Origin of the sequence: Lactobacillus sp. JM1 (genome assembly GCF_009834385.1) — a bacterium.
In the GTDB taxonomy this organism is placed as follows: Bacteria; Bacillota; Bacilli; order Lactobacillales; family Lactobacillaceae; genus Lactobacillus; species Lactobacillus paragasseri.
In genome coordinates this window covers 556,902-577,687 of sequence record NZ_CP044412.1, presented here as the reverse complement: position 1 = coordinate 577,687, position 20,786 = coordinate 556,902, and the positions used below count along the sequence as shown (strand labels likewise).

Annotated in this window: 16 protein-coding genes, 1 pseudogene and 1 other annotated feature; of the genes and pseudogenes, 5 read left to right on the top strand and 12 right to left on the bottom strand. The window is 34.7% G+C overall.

Annotation, left to right across the window (positions count from 1 at the left end):
* Positions 1 to 56 precede the first annotated feature (56 nt).
* The 3 genes from treR to F3I00_RS02815 all read left to right on the top strand — a co-directional run bounded on the left by treR (position 57) and on the right by F3I00_RS02815 (position 3,396).
* Positions 57 to 782 carry a trehalose operon repressor gene (gene treR / locus F3I00_RS02825; RefSeq protein ID WP_020806832.1) on the top strand — a complete coding sequence of 242 codons (726 nt, stop codon included), beginning with the start codon at positions 57 to 59 and terminating at the stop codon, positions 780 to 782.
* A 13-nt stretch (positions 783 to 795) separates the two neighbouring features.
* Positions 796 to 2,454: an alpha,alpha-phosphotrehalase gene (gene treC, locus F3I00_RS02820; RefSeq protein ID WP_020806833.1), complete on the top strand. Its 1,659-nt coding sequence runs from the start codon at positions 796 to 798 to the stop codon at positions 2,452 to 2,454.
* 105 nt (positions 2,455 to 2,559) lie between these two features.
* Positions 2,560 to 3,396, top strand: coding sequence for an Rpn family recombination-promoting nuclease/putative transposase (locus tag F3I00_RS02815; RefSeq protein WP_020806834.1), 837 nt, complete (start codon positions 2,560 to 2,562; stop codon positions 3,394 to 3,396).
* 46 nt (positions 3,397 to 3,442) lie between these two features.
* Here the strand turns inward: F3I00_RS02815 and F3I00_RS02810 are convergent, their stop codons facing one another.
* The 12 genes and pseudogenes from F3I00_RS02810 to F3I00_RS02755 form a co-directional block, all read right to left on the bottom strand.
* Positions 3,443 to 4,093 (bottom strand): amino acid ABC transporter permease, encoded by a 651-nt coding sequence (locus F3I00_RS02810; RefSeq protein WP_020806835.1) that lies wholly within the window; start codon positions 4,091 to 4,093, stop codon positions 3,443 to 3,445.
* A gap of 13 nt (positions 4,094 to 4,106) precedes the next feature.
* Positions 4,107 to 4,745, bottom strand: coding sequence for an amino acid ABC transporter permease (locus tag F3I00_RS02805; protein WP_003647625.1), 639 nt, complete (start codon positions 4,743 to 4,745; stop codon positions 4,107 to 4,109).
* On the bottom strand, positions 4,742 to 5,566 hold the full coding sequence (locus F3I00_RS02800) for a transporter substrate-binding domain-containing protein (RefSeq protein ID WP_020806836.1): 825 nt from the start codon (positions 5,564 to 5,566) through the stop codon (positions 4,742 to 4,744). Before F3I00_RS02800 ends, F3I00_RS02805 begins: the two co-directional genes overlap by 4 nt.
* Before the next feature lies 1 nt (position 5,567).
* Positions 5,568 to 6,317: an amino acid ABC transporter ATP-binding protein gene (locus tag F3I00_RS02795; protein ID WP_003647627.1), complete on the bottom strand. Its 750-nt coding sequence runs from the start codon at positions 6,315 to 6,317 to the stop codon at positions 5,568 to 5,570.
* Between the two features lie 145 nt (positions 6,318 to 6,462).
* Positions 6,463 to 6,711, bottom strand: a binding site (T-box leader).
* A 56-nt stretch (positions 6,712 to 6,767) separates the two neighbouring features.
* Positions 6,768 to 7,589 (bottom strand): transporter substrate-binding domain-containing protein, encoded by an 822-nt coding sequence (locus F3I00_RS02790; protein ID WP_020806837.1) that lies wholly within the window; start codon positions 7,587 to 7,589, stop codon positions 6,768 to 6,770.
* Positions 7,590 to 7,640: 51 nt separating this feature from the next.
* Positions 7,641 to 9,410 carry an ABC transporter ATP-binding protein gene (locus tag F3I00_RS02785; protein WP_020806838.1) on the bottom strand — a complete coding sequence of 590 codons (1,770 nt, stop codon included), beginning with the start codon at positions 9,408 to 9,410 and terminating at the stop codon, positions 7,641 to 7,643.
* Positions 9,403 to 11,136 carry an ABC transporter ATP-binding protein gene (locus F3I00_RS02780; protein ID WP_020806839.1) on the bottom strand — a complete coding sequence of 578 codons (1,734 nt, stop codon included), beginning with the start codon at positions 11,134 to 11,136 and terminating at the stop codon, positions 9,403 to 9,405. The genes F3I00_RS02785 and F3I00_RS02780 overlap by 8 nt, the downstream gene beginning before the upstream one ends.
* Positions 11,137 to 11,577 carry a MarR family winged helix-turn-helix transcriptional regulator gene (locus F3I00_RS02775; RefSeq protein ID WP_003649234.1) on the bottom strand — a complete coding sequence of 147 codons (441 nt, stop codon included), beginning with the start codon at positions 11,575 to 11,577 and terminating at the stop codon, positions 11,137 to 11,139.
* A gap of 88 nt (positions 11,578 to 11,665) precedes the next feature.
* A complete protein-coding gene (locus F3I00_RS02770) occupies positions 11,666 to 12,517 on the bottom strand; it encodes an alpha/beta hydrolase (protein ID WP_020806840.1) in 852 nt (283 codons plus the stop codon).
* Positions 12,518 to 12,614: 97 nt separating this feature from the next.
* Positions 12,615 to 13,847 carry an MFS transporter gene (locus tag F3I00_RS02765; protein ID WP_003649236.1) on the bottom strand — a complete coding sequence of 411 codons (1,233 nt, stop codon included), beginning with the start codon at positions 13,845 to 13,847 and terminating at the stop codon, positions 12,615 to 12,617.
* Between the two features lie 152 nt (positions 13,848 to 13,999).
* Positions 14,000 to 15,492: pseudogene (locus F3I00_RS02760) on the bottom strand (peptide MFS transporter).
* Between the two features lie 147 nt (positions 15,493 to 15,639).
* Positions 15,640 to 17,676, bottom strand: a complete 2,037-nt coding sequence (locus tag F3I00_RS02755) for a beta-galactosidase (protein WP_020806842.1) — start codon at positions 17,674 to 17,676, stop codon at positions 15,640 to 15,642.
* A 354-nt stretch (positions 17,677 to 18,030) separates the two neighbouring features.
* On the opposite strand from F3I00_RS02755, the gene F3I00_RS02750 reads away from it, so the two are divergent.
* Both F3I00_RS02750 and F3I00_RS02745 read left to right on the top strand, forming a co-directional pair.
* Complete coding sequence (locus tag F3I00_RS02750) at positions 18,031 to 19,317, top strand: phosphatidylserine decarboxylase family protein (RefSeq protein ID WP_020806843.1); 1,287 nt, start codon at positions 18,031 to 18,033, stop codon at positions 19,315 to 19,317.
* Between the two features lie 34 nt (positions 19,318 to 19,351).
* Positions 19,352 to 20,785: a basic amino acid/polyamine antiporter gene (locus tag F3I00_RS02745; RefSeq protein WP_020806844.1), complete on the top strand. Its 1,434-nt coding sequence runs from the start codon at positions 19,352 to 19,354 to the stop codon at positions 20,783 to 20,785.
* The last annotated feature ends 1 nt before the right edge of the window (position 20,786 follow it).

Sequence of the window (20,786 nt, the reverse complement as noted above, 5' to 3'; positions counted from 1 at the left end):
TTTTGCTTTACTTGTCTAAACAAGTGTATATAATTAAAGACAAAGGAGGATCTTTTATGGCTCAATCTAAAGTTAGTGCTATTGCTCAAGATTTAGTTGATAAAATTAAGCATCAACAATATAAACCTGGCGAATATCTCCCTAGTGAACATCAATTAATGGACTTATATGGTGCTTCAAGAGAAACAATTCGAAAAGCACTTACTAGCTTAACCGACCTAGGCTTAATTCAGAAGATTCGTGGAAAAGGTTCAATAGTTTTAAATCTCGATCGCTACACTTTTCCCATTTCAGGAATTAGCAGTTTTGCAGAATTGAATAATCAATTAGGACTTAAAGCAGAAACAAAAGTTTTATTTTTACAAAAAGAAGATCATTTGCCAACTGGCTTTATCAAATATTTTCCTGAAGAAAAAAACAGTGCTGGTTTTCATCTTGAACGCTTGCGATTAATAGAAGGACAAGCTGATGTCTTAGATTGCGACTATTTGCTTTCTCCTCCTATTAATTCACTTCCAAAAGATGCCGCAGAAACTTCTATTTATAATTATTTAGAAAATAAAGAAAAATTAGAAATTTCCTATGCAACGAAAGAAATTTCTGTTTGTAAAGTTGACAAGAGAATTCAAGATTTACTTCAATTAGACAATAAACTTGCAGTGCTAGTTGCAAGTAGAAATTATTTAGCTGACACAACTAAATTCGAATTAACCCTGTCCTATCATCGACCTGACAAATTCAAATTTGTGGATTTTGCTCGCAGAAAAAAGATTAAATTTTAGAAAGGATTCAGCGATGAATAATTTAGGCAATAAAGTAATTTATCAAATTTACCCCAAATCTTTTTATGACTCAAATAATGATGGTATCAGCGACTTACGTGGCATCATTGAAAAAATCGACTATATCAAAAAGCTAAATGTAGACTTCATTTGGTTTAACCCATTTTTTGTTTCTCCACAAAATGACAACGGCTATGACATTGCTGATTATAAAAAAATTGATCCTCGATTCGGAACAATGAGCGACTTCGAAGAACTAGTCGCTAAATTAAAAACAATTAATGTTAATGTGATGCTCGACATGGTTTTAAATCACTGTTCAACGGAACATGAATGGTTTAAAAAAGCTCTAGCTGGAGATAAAAAGTATCAAAAATTCTTTTATCTTAGAAAAGGTAAGGACGGACAACTACCTAATAACTGGCAATCAAAATTTGGTGGTCCAGCTTGGTCAAAATTTGGCGACACTGATTACTACTATCTCCACCTCTATGACCCAACTCAAGCAGATCTTGACTGGCATAATCCTGAAGTTCGTGCTGCCTTAATAGATGTTGTAAACTTTTGGCGTAATAAAGGAGTTCACGGCTTCCGCTTTGACGTAATCAACGTTACAGGGAAAGATACTACCTTAGTTAACTCAACAGATCCGGTGCAAGAAAAATCCCTTTATACTGATACACCAGTGGTGCAGCAATATTTAAAAGAATTAAATGCCAAATCCTTCGGTCAAGACCGAGAATCAGTTACTGTTGGAGAAATGTCATCAACTACAATTGAAAATTCAATTGCTTATACTCGTCCAGAAGATCATGAGCTTTCAATGGTCTTTACCTTTCATCACCTCAAAGTTGACTATAAAAACGGTGAAAAATGGTCTAAGATGCCTTTTGACTTTAAGAAATTAAAAGATATTATGCTTACCTGGAATAGTAAGATTGATCAAGGTGGTGGCTGGCAAGCTCTATTCTGGAATAATCACGACCAGCCTTGGGCATTAAATCGATTCGGTGATACTGGAAAATATCACAATAAATCTGCTGAGATGTTAGCTCTTGCTCTTCATCTACTACGCGGAACGCCTTACATTTATATGGGCGAAGAAATTGGTATGATGGATCCTCACTATACTTCCATGAAGGATTATGTTGACGTCGAAGCTTTGAATGCCTATGACGCATTAATCAAAAAAGGTATTGATGAAAAAGAAGCTTTTGAAATTGTTCAGTCTAAAGCTCGCGATAACTCAAGGGTTCCAATGCACTGGGATAATTCTCAATATGCTGGTTTTAGTGGCCACAAACCTTGGCTCATGCCAACAGACCAAGATAGAATTAACGTTGAAAAAGAACTACAGGATGGTGAAATTTTTAATTTCTATCAAAAATTAATTAAACTCAGAAAATCAGAAAAATTGATCTCTGAAGGTCACATCAAACCATTTTTAATGGAACACCCACAAGTTATGGCCTATGAACGTTATTTAGATGACTCTAATAAAAAACTTTTAGTATTTGCAAACTTCTATGGCAAAGAAACTGAAGTTAAAATACCTGCTGAATATTTAAATAAGGTTGGTCAGATTTTAATTCAAAATTACGATAAAAATCTTGTTTCTCTGCCTTCAGTCTTGCAATTAAAGCCTTATGAAGCTTTAGCAATCAAACTTTAATTTAAGAAGATCAGATTGATCTTCTTTTTCTTTTCAAAAAATAAAACTCCCTTTTGCGTAATTAAGATTGGAGATCTTTCTCTAATACACTTAAAGGAGTTTTCTATGGATAGGAAAGAATTAGAAAAACGGGTTGATGAAGCTAATATCACCGCTGATCCCATCTTTAGCTGGGTTATGGAACAAGGAACTAACTGCCGCGACCTTTTACAAGCAATTGCGCCTGAATTGCATATTCAAACTGCTAGTTTTGAAACACAGAAAAGATTGAAGTTTCATCCTGCAATGCATGGTATTATCCCCGACATCTATGCTACAGATGACAAAGGCCGAGTCTTTGATATTGAACTACAAATGACCCTGCCTGATTTTTTAGGAAAGCGGATGCGGTATTATTTTTCAATGATGGATCAAAGTCTATTTATGCAAGGTGAAAATTATCGCAACTTGCCTACTACGTATTTAATTTTAATTCTACCAACCGATCCGCTTGGGCTTGACCAATATCGTTACGATACTACTTGGAGCACTGAGGGATTTAGACATGATCCATTAAATATTGGTCAAAATCTGATTTTGCTTAATGCAAGTGGAACAAAAGGAAAAATCACGCCCCGTCTGCAAGGATTTTTTGATTTAATGCGTGGTAAAATTAATACAAATGATAGCTTTATTCAAAAGTTACAAAGCGATGTTGAGAAATATAAAACTAATCCAGAAAGAAGGAAAGAGCTCATGGATTACCAAATGAAACTTGATGATATGCGATATGTTGGAGAAAAAACAGGAAAAGAAGAAGAACGAATTGACGCTATTAAGAAAATGATTAAGCTCAGTAGAAAATTGAATGCTAGCAATGACTTCATTTTAAAACAATTAACTGAAGATTATGGTTCATACTTCTCTCAAAAAGAACTAAAACAATTTATAAAAAATAATTAATCAACAAAAAACCACGTGAGTTCAGCTCACGTGGTTTTTCATATAATTAATACTTACTTTGCAAATGCTTAGCAATCATTGAAAGCGAGAAACAAACAATGAAATACATAATTGCAATAATTACATACATTGGAATCAAATATGTCGTATTTTGACTGTAAATAATCTGTGCATGAAACAATAACTCTGGCAAAACAATAATTGTTGCAAGTGATGTGTCTTTAACTAATGAAACGAATTGTGACAGAAGGGACGGGATCATCTTATTAAGAGCTTGCGGAATGATCACATGATACATCGCCTGCATATAGGTCATCCCATTTGAACGAGCTCCTTCCATTTGTCCCGGATCCACAGCAGCAATACCACTTCTAACAATTTCAGCAAGCATTGCTCCTTCAAATACTACCAAAGCAATAATCGATGCTACTGTTGGATTAGTAACAATTCCTAACTCTGGCAATCCAAAGTACGTAAAGAAGATTATCAGCAATAGCGGTAAATTTCTTATAATGTCAATTACAAAACCAACAATAGTTGAAAGATATTTGATCTTCACATATCGAATAAAGCCGCATACTAATCCTAGAATAAAACTCAAGGCAATTGATATTAAGGATACATATATAGTCACCCACAAACCTTGTAAGAGAAAGCGAATGTTAATCCAAGAATATGCATGAATAAAGTTTTCCATCTTTTTCTCCTCCCTAGGCTAATTTCTTTTCCAAGTGACGCATGTAGTAACTTAATGGCAAGGTTAAAATTAAGTAAAATAAACCTACAACAACATAGGTATTAATAGTTTCAAAAGATGAAAAAGCTATGACATCTGCTTGATACATCAAGTCAAAACCGGCTACAAAGGCTAATACCGATGAGTTTTTAATTAAGTTAATAAATTGATTGCCCAATGGAGGAATTACAATCTTTAGAGCCTGTGGCAAAATAACGTATCGCATTGCTTGCGTATAAGTCATCCCATTTGAACGAGCTCCTTCCATTTGTCCATCTCCAACTGAGTTAATTCCTGCCCTAACAGTTTCTGCAATAAAAGCTGAAGTATACAAGGTTAATCCAATTGTTCCAGCTGCAAAACCTGATACCTTAAACCAAATTTGCGGTACAACAAGGTAAAAAATCATTGTAATAACTAGCAAAGGAATGTTACGGAAAATTTCAATATAGACATGTGCCACTGCTCTACCAAACTTATTCGGTGCAACTTCTAATAAAGCAAAGCCTACCCCAAGAATTAAACTAAAGAACAGGGCAATTAGACTACATAAGATTGTGTTCCAAAAGCCTGATAAGAATTCAGACCAGTGATTTGTTAAAATCCCTATCACGAATTTTCAACCTCCTTAATGTTAAATCCTGGAATACCATTGAACCATTTAACTAACAAACGATGATATGTTCCGTTTTTCTTTAATTCATTTAGTGCTTTGTTAATGCGATCAGCAAAACCAGTTTGTCCCTTTTCTACAGCAATTCCGTAAGGTTCACTGGTGTAGGTACCACCAACCAACTTATACCCCTTATTTTCACTAGCAATTCCGGCAAGCAAGCCATTATCAGTAGTCATTGCTTGACCTTGTCCTGCTTTTAAGGCCGTAAAAGCTTGACCATAATCGTCATACTCTAAAACCTTTGCTTTTGGTGCAAATTTTTTAACATTATCAACTGCTGTTGTTCCCTTAACAGCTAGAGCCGTTTTACCATTAAGATCCTTAACATTTTTAATAGTTGAATTATCCTTAACTAGTAAAGATTGACCTGCAGTAAAATATGGTTCACTAAAAGTTACTTGTTTTTTACGATCGGGTGTAATTGTCATTGTTGCTAAAATTGCATCAATATTACCATTTTTAAGTAACGGAATTCTCGTCTTAGGCGTAGTTTGCACAAATTCAGCTTTTGCATTTTTACCTAACATTTGTTTAGTTAAAGCCTTTGCTAAATCTACTTCAAAACCTTCGATTTTTCCAGTTTTAATACTCATTAAACCAAATAATCGCGTATCAGCCTTAACGCCCCAAGTAATGGTTTTACTTGCTTTAACCTGTTCATAAGCATTACTTGATTTTTGCTTCTTGGCACATCCAGTTAAAGTAATCAGTAAACCTAATACCAAAGGTAAAATAAAAATCTTAATTGATTTTTTCATTTTAGCCACCTAGCTTTTCAGTAATAACCTTACTTAAAAATTGACGTGCACGTTCAGTCTTAGGATGTTCAAAGAACTCTTCTGGCTTAGCATCTTCTAAAATTCTTCCTTGATCAAAGAAAATAAGTCTATCTCCAACTTCACGAGCAAAGCCCATTTCATGAGTTACAACAACCATTGTAATTCCTTGATCTGCTACATACTTCATAACATCTAAAACATCTTGAATCATTTCTGGGTCAAGCGCACTAGTTGGTTCATCAAATAAAATAGCTTTTGGTCTCATTGCTAATGAACGAGCAATTGCAACACGTTGCTTTTGCCCACCAGATAACTGTCTTGGATACATATTAGCCTTTTCTTCAAGACCCACTTTTTTCAAAAGATCCATTGCAATATCGTGGTTTTCCTTCTCTGGACGGTGTAAAACAATCTTAGGAGCTAAAGTTATATTTTCAAGCACAGTATGGTTGTCATACAAGTTAAAATGCTGGAAAACCATTCCCACATTTTTACGAATTTTGTTTAAATCCGTATGCTTATCTGCTAGATCATAGCCAGTAACCATTAAAGTACCAGAATTGATTCGCTCTAGTCCATTCATTGTTCGAATCAAAGTACTCTTACCAGAACCAGATGGTCCAATAATTGAAACAACTTGACCCTCTTCAATACTTAAATTTATATCCTTTAAAGCATGGAATTTACCATAGTACTTATTTACATGCTTAAAATCAATAATTGCAGCCATTGTGCTTCCCCTCTCTTTTTTACTCACTTTTCCATTCTACTCTAAAATTATTAAAATTAACTTTAATATAGCTTAGCTATTGCTTACTCAGACATAACTCCTTTTTTAATTTGGAGTAAAGAAAAAAGCCCCTCGCTCCTAGATTTCTCAGGACGAAAGGCTTTTTTCCGCGGTACCACCTAAATTGTCTACTTAAAGACCAACTTGACTAGAGCACAAACATGCTCCAGCGGCTAGATAACGTACCGCTTACGGCTAAACTTACTCTCATTAAAGATTTCAGCCAGCAGCATTGTAAAAGTGTCTTTCAATAATCCAGGGTCTGCTAACTTTTCCACTACCGTTAACTCACTAAAAGAAATAAATTATTTACTTTTCTTTTCATCGCTTTTTAAATTTAAATGTTGATTACATTTAATAATATTTTTTCAAAAAAGGCAAGTAAAAAATTTATTTTTCACCTTCAGCCTCTTTAATATTAAAGCCTGGAATACCGCTAAACCACTTCTTTACTAAGGCATTATACGTCCCATCTTTTTTTAATTTATTTAGAGCACGATTAATTGCATTCTTCATTTGCTTCTGTCCCTTATTCACGGCAATACCGTATGGTTCATTTGTATATGTACCACCAACAAGCTTATAGCCTTTATTTTCAGTAGCAATTCCGGCAAGTAAACCATTATCAGTTGTCATCGCTTGCCCTTGACCTGCCTTTAGTGCAGTAAATGCTTGACCATAATCGTCAAATTCTAATACCTTTGCTTTGGGAGCAAATTTTTTAACATTAGCGACAGCTGTTGTACCTTTAACAGCTAATGCTATTTTCCCATTTAAATCTTGAACATTTCTAATTGATGAATCTTCCTTAACTAGCAAAGATTGACCAGCATAAAAGTATGGATTACTAAAATCAATTTGTTTTTTACGCTCTGGTGTAATTGTCATTGCAGCTAAAACTGCATCAATATTTCCATTCTTTAACAGCGGAATTTTGGTTTTAGCAGTAGTTTGTACAAAGCTGGCTTTAGCATTTTTTCCCAGAATTTCTTTGGTCAATGCATTGGCTAAATCAACCTCAAAGCCTTCAATCTTTCCAGTTTTAATGCTCATTAAACCGAATAAACGGGTATCAGCTTTAACGCCCCAGGTAATTTCATTGCTTTTTTTGACTTCTTGATATACATTCCGCGTATTTTTTTGACATGCTGATAGTAGAAAAACGCTCAATAAAACAGTAAATAAAGAAAAAATTCGTAGCTTTCTTTTCACTTTTTTGTTTTCCCCCCCTAACTAAAATTAGAGGGAAAAGATCCCTCTAAATTATTCAAATGCCATTTGGTTAGTATATAGTCCGTAGTAAAATCCACGCTTCTTAATCAGCTCGTCGTGGTTTCCTTCTTCGATGACATTTCCGTCTTTCAATACTACTATTTTATCTGAATTTAGAATTGTCTTCAAACGGTGAGCAATAACAAAGCTCGTTCTGCCTGCAATAACAGCATCCATTGCCTTTTGAATTTTAGCCTCAGTAACTGTATCAACATTAGAAGTGGCCTCATCTAAAATCAAAAATTCTGGATCAGTCAAAATAGTTCTAGCAATCGAAATTAATTGTTTCTGGCCAGTAGAAAAGACCGAATTTTCTTCCGAAACTTGAGTATCATAACCCTCAGGAAGCGTCATGATAAAGTCATGAATATTCGCTTCTTTTGCTGCTGCAATTACTTCTTCTCGACTTGCAGTTGGCTTACCATACTTAATATTCTCTTCAACTGTTCCAGTAAACAGTACTGAATCTTGTAAAACAATACCTACATTATTTCTTAAAGATTCAAGCGTAATATCACGTACATCAACGCCATCAAAGGTTATTTTTCCACTATTAACATCGTAGAAGCGATTAATCAAGTTCATAATAGTTGTTTTCCCTGATCCAGTTGGACCAACTACGGCAACAGATTTCCCCTTATCAACGTCAATTGAAACACCATGCAAAATTTCTTTATCAGCGTTATAACCAAAATGCACATTTTCAAGCTTAACGCCTTTTTCAATTCCTTGTAAAACTTTGCCATTTGGCACAGTATCTTCTTCATCTTGCTCTTCAACAGTAGCCAATCTTCTTGCACCGGTTAAAGCAAGTTGAGTCATAGAATAAATAGAAGTTAATTGAGTTAAAGGCTGGAAATATGTTTGCGAATATTCAACAAAAGCAACAATTAATCCTAAACCCACTGCTCCACTTACCTGACCGCTAACAATTAGCCATGCACCTCCACCAATTACAATAGCTAAGTTCAATAAAGAAATTCCTTGTAATAATGGGAAAAGCATTCCAGAATAAAATTGCCCCTTAAACATAGCGCTACGAACATCGTTATTATATTTTTTAAAGTTTTGAACAGATTCTTTTTGTAAGCCATTAGTAATAATAACTTTTTCACCATTAATCTGTTCATTAACATATCCGTTAAGGTCACTGATTTTATCTTGCTGCTTGTCTAAATAAATTCGTGCCTTTTTCATAATGACTAAACTAATTATCAAAATAAACGGGGTTGTAGCTATTGTAAAACAAGCCATCACTGGATTAACAATAAACATCATAATAATTGTTCCGATTAATAATGCACCTTGAGAAATAATTTCAAAAATTGCATTATTTAAGGCGTTAAAAATATTATCTAAATCTGAATTAAACAAAGATAATAACTTTCCATCTTGATGAGTATCGAAATAACGAATTAGCATCCTCTGAAACTTGGCAAATAAGTTCTCTCTCATGTCATTTGTAGCGTTCGCAGTAAATTTAGACATTACCATCCAAGCAATGAACGAAGCAATAATTCCTGCTGCATAAACGCTGACCATTGAGCCAAGAGACTGATAAAAACTACTTAAATCATGACTGCGACTAGCTACTTTGCTGACAGCTTTAGTCAATTCTTGAACAGCATTTCCCAGGAAAAGCGGTCCTAAAACTTGACTTAAAGTCGAAGCCAAGGAAAGGACTACAACTACCGTAACTCCTTTCCAGTAATTCTTCAGATACTTAGCAAAATATTTCAGGGCTTTTTTAGTATTACTCATCAATCTCGCCTCTCTTTTCTTTAGCTTTTTGTGTGCGATAAATATCTTGATAAATTGGAGAAGTCTTTAATAGCTCTTCATGAGTCCCTTCAGCGACGAGTTTTCCATCATCTAAAACTAAAATTTTATCAGCATTCATTACTGACACAATTTTTTCAGCAATAATTACTGTTGTAGTATCCTTTAGATCATGTTCTAGAGCCTCTTGAACCAATTTTTCAGATTTAGCATCTAAGGCTGAAGTTGAATCATCCAAAATTAAAATAGGTGGTTGACCGATTACACCGCGAGCAATAGATAAACGTTGCTTTTGACCGCCGGAGAAATTGGCTGATCGCTCTTCAACCTCATGATCGAATTCATCTGGATATTGACCTACAAATTCTTGCGCTTGTGCAATTTCTGAAGCACGCTTCAATTCATAATCGGTTGCATCTTCTTTACCTTGCCGTAAGTTAGATGCAATTGTACCAGAGAATAAAATTGCTTTTTGCAAAACCATTGAAACTGTATTACGAAGAGCTTTTTCACCAATAGTTTTTAAATCTTTGCCACCAATTTTGATCATTCCTTCAGTTGGATCATAAAGACGCGGAATAAGTTGAGCAAGCGTACTCTTACCCGATCCAGTTGCTCCAACAATACCAACCATCTCTCCTGGCTTTACTTTAAAGGAAATATTTTTCAGAGTTGGCTTTTCCCCATCTGGATAAGTAAAAGAAACATTATCGAATTCAATACTACCTTTTTCTGGTGCAGCTGAAGCATTGGGATTAAATTGAACATCCGGCTCAGTATCAAGAACTTCCTTAATTCTTCTCAAAGAAACCATCCCACGGGTGAAGTTCATAATCACAAAGCCCCCAATTAAAATTGCAAAGAGCAAAGTTAAAATATAAGAAACATATGGTGATACAACAGCTACATCAGTTGGATTTAAATTAGCACTGCGGCCTACTAAAAAGACTACTAATGCAATTACTAAATAAGCAATTAGCATAAACGCTGGCATAATAGTAGAAATCCAATAACCAATTTTAATGTTTAACTCATTCAAACTATCAGAAGTCTTGTTAAATCTCTTGATTTCATTTTCACCTTGATTAAAAGATTTAACTACACGAACACCCTGTAAATTTTCCTTTACACGAGTAGAAATTTTATCCATATATTTTTGAAACTTGGCAAACAGCTGGTTCATATTTTGAATAACAATAAAGCCAACACCCATCATTAAAGCAAGCATTAATACTGGAGCCCACCAATAATGAGGAATAGTAACAATACTTAATACAAATGAACCAATCAAAATTATCGGCATTCTAAGCAGCTGCATGAACAAGATCATCATCATATTCATAACTTGGTTCATATCGTTAATTAAACGTACTACTAAAGAACCACTAGAAAACTTCTCAATATTTCCAAATGAAAAGCTCTGAATTTTTGCATAAGTTTCTTCTCGTAAATCTGAAGTTATTCCCTGGGCAATTTTTGCAGCATAATATACATTAAAAATTCCGGCAATAATCGCTAATAAACCAAGTACTACTAACCCAATCCCATCTCTTAAAACAGTATCATGATTATCAGCTAAAATTGCTTTTTGAATGTTTTCTAACAATCGCGGTTGCCATAAGGTTGCAAAAGCTGAAACCAAAATGGTGATAACTGCCAAAATAATTTCTTTACGATAATTTTTGAAATGCGGCTTCAAAATCTGCATTTATTTTTCTCCCTTCTTTCTTAAAAATTTCCAAAATGTTTCACTCCATTCTTCATTTAGAGCTACCAATTGTTTCATCTTTTGCGCACCCATCTTTTGAGCTACTTTATTTTCTATTTCAAATAAGGGTGTCATTTTTTCCTTGGCATATTTTTTACCAGATTCAGTCAACTGACAATACTTTACTCGATTGTCATCCGGATCAATTGTTAATTTCAAATAATCCTTTTCTAATAAACGATGAATCCCTTTATTAATTGATTGTTTAGGTAAGTCACTTAGATAAACTAAGTCCTTTTGTGTCAATCTTTTGCGTAATAGTAATTCATACAAGATAATCGTTAAATAAGCAGGCATGCCTTGCTGTCTATCCCATTCTTCATAAGCCTTACTACCACGAATAATCGCAAAATTTAATTTTTCTGTTTCACTTAGTTCCATGCTTTGCCTCGCAAAAATAGTCCCTGTAGATACTAATCGTTTAATTATATTAGTATCTACAAGGACTATTTGTCAATATTTTTTATTTTTATTTCCATAAAAAGTCAATTAGAAGACGATCAACCTCTTTATTTTCATGCAATTTACTGTGTTGCGCATTCTTTCCTTTTATTTCAACTTCTCGATATGATTTTGCACGTCCATTAATTAAATATTTATAACTTTGAGCAGAAGCTACAGAAACTGACCCGTCCGAATTCGAGCCATCTTTCTTATTACCATAAATATTCAAAACTTCGATCTGCTTTGGATAATGTTTACGCAAAGGCAACAATTTCTTAAATCCATCACTGTAAATGTCTGGTTGCCCTGTTTCTTTATTCTTGATCTTGGCTTTTTGTCCGGCTTCTTCACCTAAATAGCCATCGTAATGTCCAGCAATTGAAACTACTTTATTAATCTGTGGTAATTTTTTATTGTTGTAGTTCTCATTAATATAATTAGCAATCTGCAAATTTCCCATCGAATGTCCAACTAAATTGATTTTAGCGTAGTGATATTTATTTGAAACGGCAGTAATCACGTCTTTCACATAGGACGTCTTACCACTTTGATTGTCTTCTAAATTAACTTCAATAATTGGGTTCTTGACACTTTTGAGAATAGTTCCGTTCAACTTAACAGTACCATTTTTACTTACGTCAGCTTGAACAATGGTATTAGTCGCACCGGCCTTTTTAGCCGCATTTGCCATATGCTTTTCGGCATTTACACTAGAGCCCCAACCGTGGAAGAAAAAGGTAGGAATTGTTTTAGTATTACTCAATGAAACTGTAACCTTTTTTGTTGGAATTTCCTGCGACTTTTGACTACATCCCGTTAAAACCAATAAAAATAAAGCAACAAAAAAACTAGCAAGATAAATTTTTCTCTTCTTCATAATCTTTCCCCTCACACTTACTTTTCTCTAGTATACAAGGACAATTATTAATTGAAAAATATTTATTCTCACTAGTTTACTATTGCTAAAAGCTATACTATTTTGTTACTTTTGATAAATCCTTTAAACCTGGTAAAGTAATCATCACAATGAAGCTAATAATGTATAAGGCTGATAAAAAGCCCATTACTACACCAAGATTATATCTATCCATTAAAATACCGATTACTACTGATGAAAAACCACCAATTGCTCTACCCACATTAACAATAATGTTGTTGGCACTTGATCTAATCTCAGTTGGGTACAATCTACTGATCACAGCACCGTAACCGCCAAACATCCCGTTTGAGAAAAAACCGACAACAGCACCAATTACTAAAAGAGTAGCCATATTTTGAGCTAAGCTCAAAGTATATACCATCAAGGCAGAACCAATTAAGAAAATTGCAAAGGCTCTTCTAGGACCAAAGTAGTCAAAAATTGAACCAAAGGTCATCATTCCGATACTCATCCCAATGATAGTTGCAATCATCCAAAGACTAGAATTTGAAACATTTAAGTTTAATTGCTTTTGAACAATTGTTGGTAACCAGTTCATTAAGCCAAAGTAGCCCGCAATTTGAACAGTCATCATAATCATCAAGCCCAGTGTTTGCCAAGCAAGACGAGGCGTAGAGAACATCTTTTTAGCTACATCTGACAATAATGAATTCTTTTCACTAGCTTTAGCCTCAAGAAATTGTTCACTTTCATGAACATGCTTTCTAATAAAAATTGTTAAAACTACTGGAATGATTCCTACTAGAAATAGCATATGCCAACCAGCCGTTGGAATAATCCAAGCCGCAATCAAAGCTGCTAAAATTGCGCCAATTTGACCACCAATTGCTGCAACTGATGTCATCTTACCGATTTGCTCTTTATGAAAGTTTTCAGCAATTAAAGCAATTCCGACACCATATTCACCACCAGCTCCGATTCCTGCTAGGAAACGTAGTCCATAGATCATATAAATATTATTAGCAAAAGCCATCAAAGCAGTCGCAATCGCAAAAATAATTACCGTATGACTAAAAGTCTTAACACGGCCAATTTTATCTCCTAGAATTCCAAAAGCAATTCCACCCACTAACATTCCAAGGTTAGTAATTGTCGAAATAAAACCTGCTGCTCCACCTGATAAGTGCAGATCAGCAATCATTGAACTCATTGCAAACGATAAAAAAAGCACATCCATATTTTCAAGAGCAAAACCTGAAGAAGTAGATGCTATAACCCACTTCTGATTTTTGCTTAGACTATGTCTGTGCTTAACCATTGTATCCATATTTAATTCCTCCAAAACGAATGCTCTCTGTCATCCAATTATTTCTTCAGAATTCATTCTACTCGTTTTTTAATAATTTACAATGCCTACAGAAAAAAGACTCAAGCTAAAGCTTGAATCTTTTTAATTTAAATATTCAATTTTTTACTTAATTACTCAGCGTCAGCCATCAAATTATGAATCTTCTTTGTGAAGAAAAACATTACAACACCAAATAACACACTTACCAAACCAACAGCTAAGAAGTAAGCTACTTCAGTTTTACTTGAATAATACTTAACAATCTGCGAATTAACAGCTTGTCCAGTTGCATCAGCTAAGAACCAAAGACTCATCATTGCGAGCGGAATGCCTTAGGAGCTAAACGAGTTGTTACGGATAATCCAATTGGCGAAATAAGCATCTCAGCAATTTCAACAATGAACCAGGAACCAACTAACCAGAATGGGCTAACCCGTCCATTTGTTCCATAGAGCATACCTGGTAGTGCCATCCACATGTATGAAAGTCCAGCGAAAACTAAACCAGCTGCAAACTTACCAGCAGCACTCGGTTGCTTCTTCCAGTTATCCCATAGCCAAACAAAAAATGGGGTTAAAATCATAATAAATAATGGATTTAAAGTTTGGAAGTTAGCAGCAGTAAAGTGCCAGTTTCCAATATGAAGAACTGTTCTTTGCGCAGCAAACAAGGCTAAAACAACTGATCCAGATTCTTCAATTCCCCAGAAAATTGCAGCAGCAATAAATAATGGAATATAAGCCCATACTTTCGAACGTTCTTCTTTAGTTACTTTAGGACTTCTAAGCATTAAAACAAAGTAGTAAATTGGCAAAGCAATAGCCACAATAGTAATTAGGGTAATAATGTTCTCGACGTTTAATTGATCTAACGCAGCCATCACACCTAAAACAGCTGCTAAAACTAAAGCACCTAAAAGAACTCTCTTCAATAGCTTATTACGAGTTGCAGGATCAATTGGATCAGTCGGCTGCATCCCATCATCAGAAAGGTATTTTCTACCTCCCCACACATATTGCACCAAGGCAAAGAACATTCCCACTGCCGCTAAAGAAAAACCAGCGTGGAAATTAAGATGATTGCCAAATAAGTTAAAACCAAATCCTTCACTTGCCCAAGGAACAAGCCAGGGAGCCAAAGCAGATCCAAGGTTAATGCCGAAAACAAAAATACTGAATCCTGCATCTCTTCTTCGATCATCTAAAGAGTAAAGACCACCTACCATGTTAGAAACATTTGGTTTAAGCAATCCAGTACCAATTACAATAAATGCAATTGAAATATATAAGCCTAACTCTGCCATTGGCAAAGCTAAAACAATGTGTCCAATCATAATTAGGACACCACCAAAGAAGACAGTACTCCTTGCTCCCCAGATTCTATCTGCTAGCCAGCCCCCAGCTACTGTAGAAAGAAAAACTAGCGAACCATAAATAGACATGATTGAGGCAGCAGTTGTTTCATCCATGCCTAGTCCGCCACGTTCTACAGCATAGTACATGTAGAAGAGTAGGATAGCACGCATACCGTAGTAACTAAATCTCTCCCACATTTCAGTGAAGAACAAAGTAGACAAACCACGTGGCTGTCCAAAGAAAGTCTTCTCTGTTGTCGAATTATTCATCAAAAATTATTCCTTTCCGTCTTTTGTGTTTTATTCACACAGAAAGGTTAATTTTATACCTATTTAGAATAAGTAGTCAAATTGGTGTAGAGCAGTATGTGAAATAAGCATTCTCTTTCCATCTTAGAATGCTTATTTTAAACTCATTTATTCAACACCATAAACTTTACTCTCAAATGGCTTTAAAACAACTTCTCCTTTATCCTTTTTACCTCCTATGAGGTCAAGAAGTTCCTTATCTAATTTAATCTTTGCCTCTTTATCAGAAAAGTTCTGAACAAACCAATACTGTGTATTCTCATTTTCACGCACTTGAATCGAAACTTTACTGCTAGATTTACAAATTGGCAGTTCTGGAATTAAATCACTGGCTATTTCTTCATAAAATTTTTCTAGCAAATCATAATCGGTCCGGCAAGCAAGATAATATCCTTTTCCTAGCCCATCGTCGTGTTCCACAATAGCAGGTGTATCTTGATAGAAATCACTAGTATATTTTGCAAGCACCTTTCCTGTACAATTTATTAAAGTTTCACAATAATCGTGTGTCTTATATTCTTTTCCTTTAAAAATAATCGTATTTGCTTGTCCAGGATACAAAACATCCGTCTCAAGTGGCTCTATTCCATATATATCTTGTAATTCCTTAGGCCACTCATTCATATAAGCCAGATCATTTTCATCTACAACCCCGCTAATATAAGTGCCAACAATCTGACCACCATTTTTAACATAGCTGTCAATTTTTTCAATGTATGCTTTACTCATCAAAAAATGCATCGGATCGATCAATAAGGTATACTCTGAAAAATCATCTTCAGGACTAACAAAATCAACTGGAATATCATGGTCATAAAAATAACGATAATGTTTTTGAATTGTTTGCCAAATCTTTTTATCTTTACTATAGCTTTCAGCATCTTGCAAAGCCCAATAGCTATCATAACTAAAAACAATAGCAACTTTAGCTTTAAGATAGTTGGTATCTATAATTGATCTAATTTTTTCTAAGTCTTTGCCTACCTTAGTGACATCTTTAAAGGCACGCATTTGCTCAGGATGACGGTGCTCAATTACCGCTCCATGAAACATTTCAGATGATCCGCGTGACGCTCTTAACTGAAAATACAGCACGCCTTGACTGCCATGTGCTATATCCTGTAAGCTGGCTAATTCATGCATTCCGGGTCTCTTTGCCCTATCAACACTATGCCAGTTAACACGCGACGGAGTGTTTTCCATGACTAAAAAGTTCTGATGTTTCAAGCTTCTAAAGAAGTCATGAACTAGACCAACATTTCTTCCAAGTTCTGCTGTAGTTTGATTATCATTTCCCCATGCAGGGTAAGAATCCCAAGAAATAAAATCTAAATGCTTCGCAACTTTTTGATAATCAAAACCAGCAAATGGATCCATTAAAGGATTTCCAGCCATCATATTAGTAGTAACTGGAATATTCGGCGTTATCTTTTTCAAGGGTGCAGTTTCATTATCAATAAACGAAATTGTTTGATCAGTAATAAATCTCTTCCAATCCAGATTCATCCCTTTATTACCCATCTCACTTAAAGGACTTGGTGGATTAACCTGCGACCAATCGTTATAAGTATGACTCCAGAAAGTATTCCACCAAGCATGATTGAGATTATCTAAATTTCCATATTTATTTTTTAACCACTCTCTAAAAGCATTTTTGCATAACTCGCAGTAGCATTCGCCTGAATATTCATTAGAAATATGCCAAAGCACTAGACTCTTTCTTTGACCAAAATGCTCCGCTAATTTCGTATTAATCTCTCGCACTTTTTCACGATAAATAGGTGAGGTCAAACAATGGTTATGACGACCACCAAAACCACGCTTATTTCCTAGATTATCTGTTCGAAGAACTTCAGGATATTTTTGTGCAAGCCATGCAGGTCTTGCGCCACTAGGCGTAGCAAGAACAACATGACCATTCATCTCCTCAACTCGGTCAAAAATACTATCTAGCCAAGAAAAATCATAATTACCTTCTTCTGGTTCTAATTTTGCCCACGAAAAAATTCCTACCGTCACTGTATTTATCTTTGCTTGCTTAAACAGTGCAAAATCTTGATTGATCACATCCGGTTCATCCCACCACTGCTCAGGATTATAATCACCGCCATGTAGAAATTCGTTAGTATTTAAGATACGTTTCATGACTTTATTCCTTGTTTCTTTCTATCTGCAATTTCAGAAAACGTAGCTATTCCTTTAAGATAATCATACTGCTTTTAATTCTTAATTTGTCCGTCATTTGTACTTAACTTTTGATCTTCTTTTCAACAACAATTGTTCCAAGCTTTTCACCATAATTATCAGTGACAGCTGCAAAGAATTAAATAATAGTTTTTAAATTAAATGTATGCAAAGACAGGTAGTTTAGCGCTACCTGTTTTTTTATTTAAAAATACGTTTTTTTTGATCTCACTTACATTTAGCCTTATAGTGATGATGAAAGTGCACTTTATTATATTTTTTTGTTATTTTTTATAAATACAAGAGGTAAATAAGATGAAAAAGAATATCCAATATAATGTAGGACAATGGTTACCAAGTGACCAAGAATTTTACAACAAATGGCTGAAAAAGGTTTTAAAAGAAGCAGAAAGTGAAGAAAATCAAAAGTTACTACCTCCTGTTCAAGCCTTGAAAAATTTAATTGAGTCTAATAGATACTTGTACAATATTACTCAAATGATGTTTGATGAAATTCCTGAAAAATACGTCGACACACCGATGGGCACTCCTCAAGTAAGAAATTATCGTCAAATGCTTTTAATGCTCAATCGTATTATTCAAAGAGCTCCAGAATTTAATACTACTGGATTGGTCGGAACGCCAATCAATGCAATTTTGGATTATCCAATGGCTACTAAGGCTGGATATGTGTTTTTCATGAATCCAAAAATCAATGAGAAATTAAGAGATATATTGAATTATTGGGGCAAATATTTGCAAACTCCCGCATCTACCTATGTTCTTAACACTTCTAAAAATGGCTGGTTAAGTGACTATGCATTAAATGAAATGTCTAAAGTAGCTGATGGCGATAATTTTACAACTATTTTTAAATGTGAGTCAGATGACCGTGAAAAACATTTAGGTTTTACTTCCTGGGACAATTTCTTTACTCGTTTATTTAATCCTGGCATTCGTCCAGTTCAAGATCCTGAAGATCCAAATTCAATCGCCAATGCATGTGAATCTGCTCCATTTAGAATTGCTCGTGATTTACCAATGAAAGCTAAATTCTGGATTAAAGGACAACCTTACTCATTAATGGATCTTCTTCATAACGACCCATGGACCTCAAAATTTGAAGGTGGAACCTTATATCAAGCATTTTTAAGTGCTTTAAGTTATCACAGATGGAATAGTCCTGTTAGTGGAACTATTGTAAAAGCATATAATTTACCAAGTTCATACTACTCTGAAAGTTTATATCAAGGATTCGCAAATGAACGTGGTGCTGATCCAGTTGCTGCAAATGATTCACAAGCCTTCTTAACTGCTACAGCTACTCGTGCTGTCATTTTCATCAAAGCCGATAATCCAAAGATTGGTCTCATGTGTTTTGTTGCTGTAGGTATGTCTGAAGTTTCAAGTGATGAAATCACTGTACGTGTTGGTCAACACGTTAATAAGGGTGATCAACTAGGAATGTTCCACTTCGGTGGTTCAACTCATGTACTTCTATTTAGACCTGAAACTCAAGTTGAATTTAATTTACATGATCAAGAACCTGGATTAGGTAGCTCAAATATTAAAGTTAGCGAAGAAATAGCTCGCGTTAAATAAGTTGGATTTTAATTAAAAGAAAGAAGACTTCAAAATGACTAAAACTAAAAGTCATAAAATTGGTCTCTTTGGCTTAATAGCTATGGTAGTTGGTGCCATGATTGGTGGCGGAATTTTTGATATTCCTCAAAATATGGCCGCTTCTTCATCACTTGGTGCTGTCCTTATTGCTTGGATCTTGACCGGTATTGGCATGTTTGGACTTGCTTTTACTTTCAAAATCTTAGCTGAAGAAAGACCAGATTTAAATATTGGTATTTATTCGTATGCACGCGCTGGTTTCGGTAAATATGTTGGGTTCAATTCAGCATGGGGTTATTGGATTGAAGCAATTACAGGTAATGTAGCTTATGCCGTTATGCTTAATGACTCATTCGGTCGTTACTTTCCGGTCTTGCTTAAACACCAATGGCCAACTGTTATATTCGGTATTGTTTTAATTTGGATTTATAATTTTTTAGTTCTTAATGGTGTTAAAGAAGCCTCATTTCTTAACAACATTACAGTTATCATCAAGTTCATTAGTTTAGGAATCATTCTAATTTGTATGCTAATCTTCTTCCGCTTCCCAACATTTTTCTGGGGATTCTGGGGACAAGGTCTTCACTTAGGAAACTTTGTTAGCCAAATTAAAGCTCCTATGTTAGTAACATTATGGTGCTTTATCGGTATTGAAGGTGCGGTTGTTATTTCTAACCATGCTAAAAATCCTAAAGATGTTGGTAAAGCAACTGTAATGGGCTATTTAATTTCATTAATCGCCTATGTTCTAATTAGTATTGTTGCTTATGGTATTTATCATCAACCAACTCTTTCTAAATTAACTGATCCATCAACAGCTTACTTGATGAAAAACTTATTAGGCCCATGGTTCATAGACTTCGTCACAATTTCCGTAATTATCTCTGTTGGTGGTTCATGGGTTGCATGGACCGTTATGATGGCTCAACTTCCATATGCTGCAGCTAAAGGACATGTATTGCCAAAATTCTTTGCTCATGAAAATAAGAAAAAGGTACCTAGTGTATCCTTATACATTTCAAGTATTTTGATGTCCTTGTTCATGATCTTAGTAGTAACAGCTAATAATGTTTATCTCGCATGTATCGACATTACCGGGGTAATAATTTTACCTTGTTACTTATTAAGTTCAATGTACTTATGGAAAATTGCTCAAAAACGTGAAATATTTGCTAATGATTCTCGTAAACGTAATAAGAGTTTATTCATAGGTATTTTATCAACCATCTATTGTCTATGGCTCTTATATGCAGCAGGACTTAATTACCTACTGATTTCAACAATTATTTATGCTGTAGGTATAATCTTCTACTACTTTGCCAGAAAAGAATACGACAAAAAAGGTACCCCTCTATTTAACAAATGGGAATTAGCATTGGCTATTATCATTTGTATTTTGGCTGTTGTTTCTGTCTACCTTCTAGTCACAAAGAAGATTTCATTATAGT